Source organism: Spirosoma migulaei (genome assembly GCF_054776855.1).
Genome location: NZ_BAAHBG010000002.1, coordinates 318,989 through 333,121 on the forward strand (window position 1 = coordinate 318,989; position 14,133 = coordinate 333,121).

A 14,133-nucleotide genomic window follows, 5' to 3' on the forward strand; every position below is an offset into this window, starting at 1 on the left:
AATTTATGATTGACTCATTCATCATCGACGCCATCCGTACGCCCATTGGCAGTTTCGGAGGAAGTCTATCGTCCATCCGAGCCGACGATTTGGCGGCCTTGCCGATAAAAGAACTGCTTAGTCGTAACCCAACTATTCCGCCCGATGCCATTGACGATGTAATTCTGGGTTGCCATAATCAGGCTGGAGAAGACAACCGCAATGTAGCGCGCATGGCGTTGCTTCTGGCTGGATTGCCGTATTCTGTTCCCGGTGAGACGGTTAACCGGCTGTGCTCATCAGGTATGTCGGCGGTTATCCACGCCAACCGGGCCATCAAAGCTGGCGATGGAGATCTATTTATTGCCGGAGGAATGGAACACATGACCCGTGGCCCGTGGGTAATCTCCAAAACGTCGAAGCCGTTCGGCAATGATGCCCAAATGTTCGACTCCAGCTTTGGCTGGCGGTTTGTTAATCCCAAGATGCACGCTCTATATGGTACGGATGCAATGGGTATAACCGCCGAAAATCTGGCTGAGCTCTATGCTATCAGCCGGGACGATCAGGATTTATTTGCCTATAATTCCCAGCAAAAAGCCGCTCGAGCCCAGCAGTCAGGGCGGTTGGCCGAAGAAATCATGGGGGTTGAACTTCTGGCAAAGAAAGGTCCTGTGACCATTTTCAATACCGATGAATTTGTAAAACCACAAACCAGCCTGGACGTTCTGACGAAACTGAAACCCGCTTTCAAAAAAGAAGGTGGAACCGTGACGGCTGGTAATGCCGCTGGCTTAAACGACGGAGCTGCCGCTATGTTCATTGCGTCCGAAGTGGCTGTAAACCAGTACGGCCTTACCCCCAAAGCGCGAATCGTAGTCTCGGCGGTTGCGGGTGTTGAGCCACGTGTTATGGGTATTGGCCCAGTTCCGGCCACAAAAAAAGCGCTCCAAAAAGCTGGCCTTAGCCTGAATGACATCGACGTGATTGAACTTAACGAAGCCTTTGCCGCTCAGTCACTGGCCTGCACGCGCGCCCTGGGCCTGGCCGACAACGACCCACGTATCAACCCAAATGGCGGAGCTATTGCACTGGGGCACCCACTGGGTATGTCGGGTACACGTCTGGTGCAAACGGCCTCGCTGGAATTACAGAAACAAAACAAGCGCTACGGGTTGGCCACCATGTGTGTAGGCGTGGGTATGGGCTATGCGGTAATTATTGAACGAGTGTAAGCCATTCGGTACGAATTATTCCTTCTTATTTACCAGGGCTGGCGTGAGAATAAGACCCTCCTGTGGTTCTCGCAGGAGGATACTGTTTTCATCAATCAGATTTTTCAAGGACTTATCAGCAAGCGTATCCAGAAGTTTGTACTTCAATTGAAACAGTTTGGTCTGATTCGCCGATTGCGTCCATTTCATGATCTTACAATGGCAATTGGCGTTTTCACGTGTGTTGGTAACTTCTTCGAGTGAACCACCTTTGCCCTGCTTGATAAACACATTTCGGATACCAATCATGTCGTTGCCTTCGCCCGTATCAAAGCTCCAGGTGGTGGCAATACTGGTCAGATAACCTTTGCCTTTGTCCAATCGCAATAAGGCATGAATTGGGGATTCAACGTTTCCCGAAGCGTTTTTTACCCGGGAATAAATAGAGACAAGCGATGGGGCTTCAAATTGAATATAGCCGATATGATCAATGTTGGCACCGTGTCGATAGAAGGTAAAATAGCCGTCTTTGTAGGTTATCTCCACCAGATTATTGGCCACCTGATGGTAGCGATTAGGATCATTCCCCCTCGCCTGAGGAGCCCCCGTATAGTATAACCAAATACCCGACAGACTATCAATCTCTTCCTGTGTTGGTTGGTAAGGAAGAATCGTCAGGTCTTTCCGGATGGTGTTCCACGCTGCTCGCTCGGTAAACCAGCGAAAACCAACAAATGCGAGAATGGCAAGCAGAGTTACAAGGCCAGCCAGCCAGGCTCTCGTTTGTTTATTGAACGACGTTTTTAATTGACTTTTCGTCTCCTGTAGCTCCTGTTGGCAGGTTGCTAACTGTTGTCGAAGAGCTTCCTGTTCTTCTTTCAGTAAGCTTATTGATGCGTTGGTATCGGCTCCTTCAATGAGATGGGTATCTTGTGGATGTTGCTCAAATCCTTTACGACCAATACCGTACAGATAGATGTAACAGGCATCGGTCAGAAACGAACGTGGATGAGCCACTAACCGATTGTAGGCATCTTTAATTTGAACCCCTGTAATATCATACTTTCGGTGAGGGTAGTCTAACTGCTTAGGGTTTGGATCTGGCGGATACAAGTCATGATCCAGTTGTTGGGCCGTGTGTGGCAACTCATTACTAATGTTGCTGAGCATTTTAGCCACTTCTTCGTAGTTTTTTGGATTTGTGTTCCGTACGATTCGTTGGCCCGTAGCGAGCTGGTACTTTTCCATTACTTTTTCAAGTAAGTACGAAATCTCCTCCTTGCCCGTCTTAAGTTTCATGCAAACTGCTTGTTATGAGCTATTTATAGAAGTTTATTAACCTTAATAAAATTTCCTAAAGATAGGGCTTCATTCATAAATTGGAGGGGAGAATTTATATATAATGAATGATTGACGTAGTAGGATATAAGTAAGATTTGTGTGTATACCTTTGGTCTTATTAGCCGATCCAATACTATGCCTGTTGTTCGTTTACTTGTTTGTATTAGTCTGCAACTCATATCTGTGTTAGCCTTTAGCGCCAAAGTAGATTCGCTCGATGTGCCCAGTGCCGTTATGAAAAAGAATTTTCGGGCGGCAGTCGTTGTCCCCGAATCATATGCTAAAGGGAAAGCGAATTACCCTGTATTGTATCTGTTGCACGGCGGCTTTGGCCATTTCAACGACTGGGAAACGAAACTGCCCGATAAAACCCTGTTGCAGCGGTTAGCCGATCAGTATAATTTACTCATTGCCATGCCAGAGGGCGAAATATTCAGCTATTATCTGGATAGCCCCGTTATCAAAGACAGCCAGTTTGAAACCTACCTGACGAAAGAAGTCATTGACAAAATTGATAAGACCTACCGCACCGTTCGAACGAACAAAGGGCGGGTCATTACAGGTCTTTCAATGGGGGGCTATGGAGCCTTATACCTGGCCACGCGTCACCCCGATCTGTATGGCGCGGCTGGCAGTATGAGTGGCGCGCTTAATCTGGATATGACTAGCTGGAAACTGCTGCCTGAGATGGAGAAAGGCATTAAAGGCGAATTTGAAAAGATTTTAGGGCCATTTTCGCCAGAGAGTTACGCACCTTATTCGGTGATTAATATGGTCGATAAAATGAAGGCCAATGGATTGAAGCTGATTTTTGACTGTGGCGTCGATGACTTTCTGATTGAACCTAACCGGGAGCTTCACCGTCGGCTGGTGTTCAACCAAACACCCCACGATTACAGCGAACGGCCTGGCGGGCACAGCTGGGACTACTGGCAAAACTCGCTCCCCAATCATGTCTTATTCTTCAACCATGTTCTGAAAGCGAACGGAACTGCTGTTCAATAAAGCCAATGCGTAGACTATCGACCCAAATCCTGCTCTTTTTTATAGGTTGCCTGCTAACATTCCCCTTGTTTGCCGCCAAAGTAGATACGCTGGATATAACGAGTGCCAGTATGAATCGGACGCTTCGGGCAGCTGTGGTTCTGCCAGCGCGCTACAAGAAATCGAAGCAACCATTTCCGGTATTGTATCTGCTCCATGGCGGAACAGGCAGTTTCCGGGATTGGCTGACCAAAACACCCGATAAAACACTACTGCACCGACTGGCCGACCAGTATAACATCATCATCGTAACACCCGATGGTGACCCTACCAGTTATTACTTCGATAGTCCACTCGTTAAAAGCAGCCAGTTCGAAACGTTTATTTCCAAGGAGTTAATCGACAAAATTGACAATACCTACCGCACGGTTCGCGAGCGGAAAGGGCGCATCATTGCGGGTTTGTCGATGGGGGGGCACGGGGCTATGTTTATCTCAAGTCGTCATCCAGACCTGTACGCAGCCGCAGGCAGTATGAGTGGCGTTATGGATATTAACACCGCCAGCTGGAAGGTACCCGCCGATTTTGCCAAATCCCGGTCTGAAAACTTTGCCAAGCTATTAGGGCCACCCAAAGAAGGCGACACGCCTTATCCAGGCTATACAATGGTCACGCTGGCCGATCAGCTCAAGAAGAATAACCTGCCTTTGATTTTCGACATCGGGGTGGATGATTTTCTGATCAACGGCAATCGCGAGTTACACCGTCAGTTGATGGAAAACAAAACACCCCACGACTATACCGAGCGGCCCGGAGCCCATACCTGGGACTACTGGGGAAATGCCCTGCCTTACCAACTGCTGTTTTTTAGCAAGATTCTGACCGAAAATGGCGTGATGGTTCTTTAACGCAAAAATCAACTCTCAATTTGTATAACCCGAATTACCAACCTAAAAACTCCATGAAAATCAAACCAATCCTGGTATCCCTGCTTATCCTTGCGTTGCCTCTGCTGTCTATTGGGCAAGCCAAAGATCCCATCATAGCGGGCAAAGGCATCGCTACCGTGCCCACCGAATCGGGCAGCGTTCGAGGCTATATTCACAATGGTACGTTCACCTTCAAAGGCATTCCGTACGCCAAAGCCGAACGCTTTATGGCCTCTTCGAAACCTGATTCATGGACAGGAGTGCGCTCTTCTATGACCTACGGACCCGTTTGTCCGATGGACGTAACTACGACTACATACGACGAAATTGAGTTTCCGTTTCACCACGACTGGGGCTATACCAACGAAAACTGCCTGAGTCTGAACGTTTGGACTCCCGAAATCAGCAAAGCGAAAAAGCGCCCAGTCATGGTTTGGCTGCATGGTGGCGGCTTTACCGCGGGTTCGTCGGTTGAGTTGCCTTCGTACGATGGGGAAAACCTGACGAAAAAGGGTGATGTGGTGGTCGTGACGGTCAACCATCGCCTGAACATTCTGGGCTTTCTGGATTTGTCGGGCTATGGCGAGAAGTACAAAAATTCGGCGAATGCGGGTCTGATGGATCTAGTGTCGGCTTTGCAGTGGGTAAAGCAGAACATCGACCAGTTTGGTGGTGATCCGAACAACGTAACCATCTTCGGTCAGTCGGGTGGGGGTGGTAAAGTAACCTGCCTGATGAACGCCCCTTCGGCGAAGGGGCTCTTTCATAAGGCCATCGTACAGAGTGGTAGCTACATTACCAGTTTCACGGAAAGTGATGTGATGAAAAAAGTAAGTGCTGCGCTGCTCGAAGAATTGAACTTACAGCCGAATCAGGTCGATTCACTCCAAAAAATTTCATACGAACGGTTGAATGCGGCTGGTAAAAAAGCTCTACGGAAAGTGTCGGATGGGATGAAAGCCGAAGGTCGCCCCGCTTTTGGATTAGGTTGGGGCCCCATTCATGATGGGAATTTCCTGCCTTACCAAACGACAGACCCGGCTGCGATGGCACTTTCGAAAGATATTCCGCTGCTGGTTGGTTCGACGAAAAACGAGTTTACGCCTTTCAATCCGGCTACCCGCGATATCACGATGGAAGGAGCCAAGGCTAACCTACAGAAAAAATACGGCGATAAAACAGACGCGTATCTGGCAGCGGTGAAGAAAGCCTACCCCGAAACGGTGAAGCCATCCGATTACATCGATATCGACTTCAACTTCCGCCCGCTCACCGTTCGGCAGGCCAATGCGAAAGCTATTCCGGGCGCGGCTCCGGTTTATATGTACCTCTTTACCTGGCAGTCGCCGGTATTGGATGGCGCTTATAAAGCGATGCACTGCATGGAAATTCCGTTCGTATTCGACAACATCAGTCGTTGTGAAGAAATGACAGGTGGTGGTAAAGATGCTCAGACGCTGGCCGATAAAATGAGTCGGGCGTGGATTGCCTTCGCCCGAACCGGCAACCCGAACCACAAAGGTCTGCCAACCTGGCCTCAATACAATGCTGAGAGTGGTGCTACGATGATTTTCGACAATACCAATCAGGTAAAGAATAACCCCGATAAGGAGTTATTGGAGATCGCTGCTGGCAAGTCGATGTAATTTTTCTGACAGGATTAACGGGATAAGGCAGGATTTTTTCAATTCTGAAATCCTGCCTTATCCCGTTAATCCTGTCAGAAAATAATCTCACTCACTTATCTGACCATGCTTTCTCTACTTGGCTTTGCCACCATTGGCGTTTTTCTCGCCCTGATCATTACCAAGCGTTTGTCGGTCATTACGGCTCTGGTGCTGGTGCCGCTGGTTTTTGGGTTCCTGGCAGGATTTAATCCCAAAGAACTGGGAGAGATGATTCTGGCAGGCATCAAGCAGGTTGCCCCAACGGGTATCCTGTTGATGTTTGCCGTGCTGTATTTCGCGACGATGCTCGATGCGGGGCTGTTCGATCCCATTAGTACCGCCATCATCCGCTACGTAAAAGGTGATCCGCTAAAAGTGATTATTGGTACGGCCATTCTGACCATGATTGTCCACCTAGACGGAGATGGCACGGCAACGTTCATGATCGTGATGTCGGCGTTCCTACCGATTTACAAACTGTTGGGTATCAATCGCCTGATTCTGCCAGGCATTGTAGCCCTTAGCGTTGGCCCGATGCACCTGGTCCCCTGGTCGGGGACGTCGGCACGGGCTATTTCGACCTTAAAAACAGATGCAACACAACTCTTCAATCCAAATATTCCGGCGATACTAGCCGGTATTTGCTGGGTATTATTTGTCGCGTACTGGTTTGGTCTGAAGGAGCGGAAACGACTTGGTGTTAGTGAGTTGCGCTATGTTCATCACGAAAGCCTGACCGAAGAACAGCGACAATTTCGCCGACCCAAATTGTTCTGGATCAATGCGTTATTGACTATAGGGCTCATTACTACGTTGATGAAGGGTTGGGTACCCGCACCCGCCCTGTTTATTGTAGCCGCTGTGGTTGCCTTGTTGATTAACTATCCTAAACTCGCGGATCAGCAAAAAGTAGTGCGAAGTCATGGTAACAATATCTTCATGGTATCGAGCATGATCTTTGCCGCGGGCGTTTTTTCGGGGATTCTAACGGGTTCTAAAATGATCGACGCCATGGCAACTTCAGTTGTTTCACTGATCCCTCAACAACATGCGGCCTTGTTGCCAACGCTCACGGCCATTACCAGTATGCCAGCCAGTCTGCTCTTTACGCCTGATGCCTATTATTTCGGAGTAGTCCCTATTTTGAGTCAGACGGCCACGCAGTTCGGTATCGATCCGCTGGAAATTGGGCGAGCGGCTTTGTTGGGGCAAATGACGGTTGGCTTTCCGGTTAGTCCGCTGACAGCCTCAACCTTTTTGCTGGTTGGCCTGGCCGAGGTCGATTTAGGCGATCATCAGAAATTTATTCTTAAATGGGCGTTTGGCACTACGTTGGTCATGACGTTGGCGGCTCTGTTAACCGGTTCTATTCATCTATGAAAAACCGAATTCGCATCGGCTGTGGGGCTGGCTTTTCCGGAGACCGGCTCGAACCCGCCCTCATTCTGGTTCAGCAAGGCCAGTTGGATTATCTCGTGCTAGAATGCCTGGCCGAGCGAACGATAGCGCTGGCCCAGAAACGGAAACGCCAGGATTCTGCGCTTGGTTATGACCCGTTGCTAGAGCGCCGAATAGAAAGTCTGTTGCCTCATTTACTGGAAAAGAAGGTTCGTCTGATTACCAATATGGGTGCGGCCAACCCACTGGCAGCCGCTGAAAAAATTGTTGAAATCGCTCGGCGACTAAATCTATCCGTTACCGTAGCGGCCGTTACGGGAGATGACGTGTTCAGTCTACTTTCGGATGATGAACTGGCGTTAGAAACGGGCAAATCGCTGAAGGAATCCGGTACACTTGTGTCGGCCAATGCGTACCTGGGTGCCGATGCTATTTTACCCGCGTTGGAAACTAATGCCGATATTATCATTACCGGCCGTGTTGCCGACCCGTCGCTATTTGTAACCCCAATGGTACACGAATTTGGCTGGTCGCTGGAGGATGCGAATCAGCTTGGCCAAGGGACAGTTATTGGTCATTTACTGGAGTGTGCGGGTCAACTCACAGGAGGGTATTTTGTCGATCCCGGCCGAAAAGACGTGCCCGACATGGCGCATCTGGGTCATCCGTTTGCCGATGTGTCGCCAGATGGAACGGCTATTTTTGGTAAAGTAGCCGGTACAGGTGGAAGCCTGACTGTTGCCACCGCAAAAGAACAGCTGTTGTATGAAGTCATGGACCCAGGCTGGTACATCACGCCCGATGTTGTCGCCGATTTCACGCAGGTACGTTTAGCAGAAACAGGCCTGAATCAGGTTAGAGCCACAGGCGGGCGCGGTCAGACCCGCCCCGATACGTTAAAAGTAAGCGTGGGCTACGAAGCGGGATTTATCGGCGAAGGCGAAATTTCCTATGCGGGCTCAAATGCGTTGGGCCGGGCACAATTGGCTGGCTCAATCATTCAGGAACGCTTACAAGATCGCTTTCCCGATTTGCGAGTTGACTATATCGGCAGCACTTCGGTGCATCGAACCAGCTTTGGGCAGTACCCAGACCCCTATGAAATTCGACTTCGCGTGGCAGGGAAAGCTTCAACAGCACAACAAGCGGCTTTGGTAGGCGAGGAGGTCGAAGCGCTTTACACTAATGGGCCAGCCGGTGGTGGCGGGGCTCGCAAATACGTTCATGAAGTTGTCGGTATTGTATCGACACTGATGGATCGAACAAAACTAACACCCAGTATCAGCGTCCTCCAATCATGAGAATAAAGCTATATGATATTGCCCATAGTCGGGCGGGGGATAAGGGCAATACATTGACCTTATCGCTCATTCCCTATAGTGCCGAAGATTATCCGTTAGTATGCGCTAGGGTAACTGCTGAGGCTGTCAGGCACCATTTACAAGCTATTGTTGCAGGAGAGATAACTCGGTACGAGCTACCCAATCTGCCTGCTCTTCAATTCGTATGCCAGCAAGCACTAACAGGCGGTGTGACAACCTCGTTAACCATGGATACGCATGGAAAAAGCCTGAGTTACGCCTTGCTGGAGATGTGGGTAGAAACTGAAGTTAATGGACAAGAGGAAATGGGTAATGGATAATGAATAATGTAAAATGAATAATTGGTAGGGCGATAGTAGCCAGTGGATTATCCATTATCCATTGTTCATTATTCATTTTATTCCTCACTACTGCTTATTACTATCGACCACTAGGCGCTGGTCGCGATTGGCAATGTCCCAGGCGGTGTAGAAGACGAGCCGGGCTGATTTTTCGGCCAGTTTGAAGTCGATTTTCTCGATGTCATCTGTTGGTTTGTGATAATCGGGATGCAGACCGTTGAAATAAAAGATAATGGGGATCTGATGCTTGGCGAAGTTATAATGATCGGAGCGGTAGTAGATTCGCTGAGAATCTTTTGGATCGTTATACTTATAATCCAGCTCCATATTGATGTACTTTTTATTCGTCTCCTCACTGATTTTGTGCAGTTCCGATGAAAGTTTGTCGGAACCGATCACGTAGATATAGTTATCCGATTTGCCCAGATGCAGATCATCGACCCGACCCACCATGTCGATATTTAGATCAGCGACGGTTTTTTCAAGGGGAATCACCGGACTCATATCCGCGTAATACTGCGAACCTAGCAGACCTTTTTCTTCGCCCGATACGGTCAGGAATAAAATAGATCGGCGGGGCCCTTTACCAGCCGCCTTGGCTTTGGCGAATGCCTGTGCAATTTCCAGCACTGATACCGTACCTGATCCATCGTCGTTGGCTCCGTTATTAATCTGGCCATCGGCGCTGATACCGATATGGTCGTAGTGCGAGGAAACAACCAGTACTTCGTCTTTTTTGTCGGTTCCTTCAATAAAGCCCAATACGTTCGAAGACTCCGTTTTTTCATCAACCCGATCAGCTTTAACCGCTACGTTGCCAGTTAGTGATGAGGCAATGGGCTTCGCCGATTGAGCAAGTTGAGAGGTTGTTTGTCCTAGCGTGGCGGTGGAGGTATTCAGTAAGGCCGCAGCCATATCTGCTGTAATCAGAAATACACCCGCTGAACCTACATTTTCAGCACCGGGCTTCAGACTCAATCGATTGAACCGGGCTTGCATGGCGCTACGTTGGGTGAGCAACTGTTTAAACGCTTCGGCCGATTCCGCTGAAACAATAAACACCTGAGCAGCTCCCTTATCCTTTGCTGCCAAGCTCTTTGCCCGCCAGCCATTTGGGCCTCCCCATTTAGAGGCTTCGCTGCTGCCGCTCACCAGTTTTGTCCCATTAGCGGCTTTAGGCTCATCATCCAGCATTACAAGGGCTTTTCCTTTTACGTCGCGCCCTGCATAATCGTCGTAGTTCGTGTCACTGATGCCATAGCCAACAAATACGGTCTCGTAGCTTGTTTCTGTAGGCAGGTATAAAAGGCCGTTCGGCATGAAATCCTTCTGCGGTTCAAACCGTTTGCCGCCCGCACTCACATAAAAATCACCCCAATTCTTTTTGTAAAGCGTATAGGGCTGTAAGTAACCCAGCTTGCCATCCGTTTCCTTAACAATGGGTTTGAGCCCTTCTGCCGTAAACTGACTGGCGATATAATCCGCTGCTTTGCGCTGGCCACGGGTTCCGGTTTCCCGGCCCTCCATATCATCGGCAGCCAGAACACGAAGGTGTTTTTCAAGGTCAGCTGCCGTAATAGTATTGGCAAACTTTTCCTGAGCGATACTGGCGAAAGGCAGGCTGATTAGCCCGGCGGCCAGTAGTAGTTGTTGAGAAGTCATTAATCAGGTTTTGATTGGGAATTTTAGATGAAATAGCGAAAGCCCTATGTAGAACGGGACTACTAATTTCCGAAAAATTACTTTACTAAATTCGATTCCTGCTTTTTCTGTCGATTTGTGATCAAGAGAGGAATAATCAAAAAGCTCAGGCTGCTGAGCAATAAGGCGAAGCCAGTTTGAACGGCGTGCAGAAAGGTAGCTACAATGACGCCTTCGGTGAGCGTCATACCATACAGTACTAAAGCCCGGCTCACCAGAAAGTGATACGTTCCAATGCCGCCCTGAGTGGGTACAGCCAGCCCTCCTAGAGAGCTGACTGCTAAAATCGTTAAAGCAGCAGTAAGTTGCAGATTCGCTGTATCGGAAGTGCTTAATAATAATACATACGTAACCAGCCAACTCAGTGTTTGAATAAGGAGAGTCAGAGTAATAAACAAGCCAGGTTTTGATAGCTTCCGGATGGCCATGAAACCCTTACGGAATCCTTTAATTACATCTGTCATGCGTACAATAAGCGGGTGCTCCCGAAGCGTTGGATGGATAAGTAGTTGCCAGACGCCAACAAAAACAAGCAAAACCAATAGGCCTACCCCAGTTAGAACGTAGACTCCCGGAAGAGCCAGCGTTACTTTAGCAAGGTAGCTTTGCATACGGCTAAACTCAATCATAACGGTGAGCAATAGGACTAACGCGAGCATAAGCAAGTCCATAATGCGCTCGGCAACGACCGATCCGGCCGCCTGCGAAATCGGAATGTCATCTGTCCGCTGTAGTGTACCACATCGTGTCAATTCGCCTGCCCCCGGAACAATCATACTGGCTACTGTACCGGCTAATAGCGCAACAGTAGACCGGAATAGGGATGGTTCATAGCCCATCACTCGTAAGGTAAGTTGCCAGCGAGCAGCTCTAAGCACATAACTCAGGCAGATAAGTAACCCTACCAGCGAAAGCCAGCCATAATTAGCCAGTTGAAATTGATGACCTATTTCGGCAAATGGTACGCCTTTTAGTACATACCACAAGAGAAAAAAAGCCAGCAAAATTGGTAAGGCTCGCCTTAGTAACGCTTTATTCATGCGGGCAAATTACCGCATTTTCAGAAAGAAAATACGTAATGTTGGCAAACTGGCACGGTATTAGTAAGTTTGGTTACGCGTATCGTACTGATAACCTAATCCGAGAATTCTTCTAGAAACGTCCTCATGTCGAAGAAACAAAAAGGCCGCGCCACGTCAGTAGGGGCCAGCCCAGCCGTTAAGACCGCGAGTTCTCCACTTACTAAACCAATATTGACAGCCCCTTCCAAGGTCGAAGATTTGCCTGAAACCCAATCATCGTTTGAGCTAATTCGATTTGACAAACCTGTAAAACGGACGCTGGGGACATTTTTAGGGCTTTTTTTGCTGTTTGTCCTATTCAAATGGCATTATGTGTCGTTGCCTATCTGGAATACACTTTTACCCGACGGCTCTCCGCCAACACGCGGACTAATTGCAGGTACACCTAAGCAAATTCGGATGGATGACTATGCGGTGGCGGCTCCCTGGATTCTGTCGAATGTACACCACCAACTTGCCCAAGAGAATGAAGCCATTGGTGGATTGAATTCTTCGTTGATCCTGCTTCCTACGCTCCATCCCATTACGCTGTTTAAGCCTGGGCACTGGGGTTTTCTGGTGCTTGACTCAGAACGAGCTTATGCCTGGATTTATGATATAAACCCACTTTTGCTACTGGTAGGTGGTTTCCTATTCTTTCTATTAGTCAGCCAAAATCAATACTGGCTTTCGCTGGCAGGCGTTTTAACCTTATTCCTGTCATCAGGTACAGTACGCTGGTCATTTATCCCCTCCAGTATTATTGGTTATTGTTGCGCAGCGTTTGTCGTAGCCGCTTATTTACTGTATGAGCAAAAGCCGCTATGGTCTGCTTTGTATGCGTTACTGTTGGTATGGTTGGCGTGCTCACTGGCGCTGATTTTATATCCTCCTTATCAAGTTCCGATGGGCTACCTGTTCGGGTTAGCTTTCGTTGGATATATCATCAATAATAGACGTTCGTTATTCCCAATCAAGGGCATTTGGCTCAAACTAGGTTTATTTGGTGGAGCGGTTGGGCTGGCTGGATTAGTTCTGGCATTGTTTTATGCCGACGCTCAGGAAACCCTTAAGGCTGTGGCAAGTACAGTTTACCCAGGTCAGCGTAGTGAAACTGGGGGCACAGGTTTTATTGGCAATGCGTTTTCTGAATATTATAGCTGGTTTTTTGATGATCAAAAATTTCCAAAAACCTGGCTTAATATCTGTGAGCTATCACATTATCTCAATTTTGCACCAGTTATTGTTCCATTGTCAGTTGCCCTTTGTATTCTGAAACGTAAAGTGGACTGGTTACTGGCCGCTGTTTCTGTATTCGTACTGCTCATGTGGATATGGGTTGAAATCGGCTTCCCAGCAGGACTGGCCAAGGTTAGTCTCATGAGTATGGTACCCACCCGCCGGGCGCAGATTCCCATGGGTGTGGGGAATATTTTACTTTTGTTTCTGTACCTGAGTGCCATTCGCGATAGTAATATCAGTTTACCTCAACGGGTACCTGCCTGGGTAAATGCAGTGGCTATTGCTGGCATTGTTGGCTTTGTAGGATATACAGCTTATGTCAATGTGAACGATACAGATGGATTAATTAAACCGTATCAGACGTTGATGCCAGTCATATTTTTTTCGCTGATGAATGCCCTGTTACTCTTTACCATTCCAGTCCGATATCGAGTTGCTATTTTCTGCTCAGGCTTACTCCTGTTTCTGTTGCCCAACCTGAAAGCAAATCCGCTGTCAAGAGGTATGAGTCCGATTACCGAAAATGCGTTTTATAAAACGGTACGTCAATTGGTCGAGCAGGAACCACAGGCCCGGTGGCTGGTTAATGGTAATCAGTTTATTACGTATATGGTTACGGCAACTGGGGCAAAACAAATCACAGGTGTGAAATACCTACCGGATCGGAAACATATTTTTAAGGTTCTTGACCCGCAAATGGAGCGCGATTCGGCCTATAACCGATATGCACACGTTACGAATCAGAGCTTCATAAATGGCCGAGATTCCGTGATTCTCGTCAATCAATTTGAAGATGGGTATGTTATTGCAATGGACCCCTGTTCGCCACGGATGAAACAGTTGAATGTGAAATATCAGGTATTCGACCATCAGCCACAACCAGTTGAAATCCGGTGCATGAAATCGGTTGCTACGCTCGGGTCATTAACGATTTATCAGGCAAATCCATAAGTT

11 protein-coding genes are annotated in these 14,133 nt (G+C 48.3%); 8 read left to right on the forward strand and 3 right to left on the reverse strand.

Going from position 1 to position 14,133, the window contains the following annotated elements:
• Positions 1–5 precede the first annotated feature (5 nt).
• Complete coding sequence (pcaF, locus tag ACYVGO_RS02470) at positions 6–1,214, forward strand: 3-oxoadipyl-CoA thiolase (RefSeq protein WP_460967317.1); 1,209 nt, start codon at positions 6–8, stop codon at positions 1,212–1,214.
• 15 nt (positions 1,215–1,229) lie between these two features.
• Here pcaF and ACYVGO_RS02475 read toward each other — a convergent pair whose 3' ends face one another.
• On the reverse strand, positions 1,230–2,492 hold the full coding sequence (locus tag ACYVGO_RS02475; protein WP_460967319.1) for a hypothetical protein: 1,263 nt from the start codon (positions 2,490–2,492) through the stop codon (positions 1,230–1,232).
• Between the two features lie 177 nt (positions 2,493–2,669).
• On the opposite strand from ACYVGO_RS02475, the gene ACYVGO_RS02480 reads away from it, so the two are divergent.
• The 6 genes from ACYVGO_RS02480 (at position 2,670) to ACYVGO_RS02505 (ending at position 9,154) form a co-directional block, all read left to right on the forward strand.
• The gene (locus ACYVGO_RS02480; RefSeq protein ID WP_460967321.1) at positions 2,670–3,539 is read left to right on the forward strand and encodes an alpha/beta hydrolase; all 870 of its coding nucleotides are present in this window, start codon (positions 2,670–2,672) and stop codon (positions 3,537–3,539) included.
• A gap of 5 nt (positions 3,540–3,544) precedes the next feature.
• Positions 3,545–4,426, forward strand: coding sequence for an alpha/beta hydrolase (locus ACYVGO_RS02485; protein ID WP_460967322.1), 882 nt, complete (start codon positions 3,545–3,547; stop codon positions 4,424–4,426).
• Between the two features lie 53 nt (positions 4,427–4,479).
• On the forward strand, positions 4,480–6,093 hold the full coding sequence (locus ACYVGO_RS02490) for a carboxylesterase/lipase family protein (protein WP_460967324.1): 1,614 nt from the start codon (positions 4,480–4,482) through the stop codon (positions 6,091–6,093).
• 105 nt (positions 6,094–6,198) lie between these two features.
• Complete coding sequence (locus ACYVGO_RS02495; RefSeq protein ID WP_460967327.1) at positions 6,199–7,494, forward strand: CitMHS family transporter; 1,296 nt, start codon at positions 6,199–6,201, stop codon at positions 7,492–7,494.
• Entirely contained in the window at positions 7,491–8,813 is a 1,323-nt protein-coding gene (locus tag ACYVGO_RS02500; RefSeq protein ID WP_460967329.1) for an acyclic terpene utilization AtuA family protein, read from the forward strand. The genes ACYVGO_RS02495 and ACYVGO_RS02500 overlap by 4 nt, the downstream gene beginning before the upstream one ends.
• On the forward strand, positions 8,810–9,154 hold the full coding sequence (locus ACYVGO_RS02505; protein ID WP_460967330.1) for an AtuA-related protein: 345 nt from the start codon (positions 8,810–8,812) through the stop codon (positions 9,152–9,154). The genes ACYVGO_RS02500 and ACYVGO_RS02505 overlap by 4 nt, the downstream gene beginning before the upstream one ends.
• 87 nt (positions 9,155–9,241) lie before the next feature.
• Here the strand turns inward: ACYVGO_RS02505 and ACYVGO_RS02510 are convergent, their stop codons facing one another.
• The gene (locus ACYVGO_RS02510) at positions 9,242–10,837 is read right to left on the reverse strand and encodes a M28 family peptidase (RefSeq protein ID WP_460967332.1); all 1,596 of its coding nucleotides are present in this window, start codon (positions 10,835–10,837) and stop codon (positions 9,242–9,244) included.
• Positions 10,838–10,914: 77 nt separating this feature from the next.
• Positions 10,915–11,916 (reverse strand): lysylphosphatidylglycerol synthase transmembrane domain-containing protein, encoded by a 1,002-nt coding sequence (locus ACYVGO_RS02515; RefSeq protein ID WP_460967333.1) that lies wholly within the window; start codon positions 11,914–11,916, stop codon positions 10,915–10,917.
• 126 nt (positions 11,917–12,042) lie between these two features.
• On the opposite strand from ACYVGO_RS02515, the gene ACYVGO_RS02520 reads away from it, so the two are divergent.
• Positions 12,043–14,130: a DUF7657 domain-containing protein gene (locus ACYVGO_RS02520; RefSeq protein ID WP_460967335.1), complete on the forward strand. Its 2,088-nt coding sequence runs from the start codon at positions 12,043–12,045 to the stop codon at positions 14,128–14,130.
• Positions 14,131–14,133 lie beyond the last annotated feature (3 nt).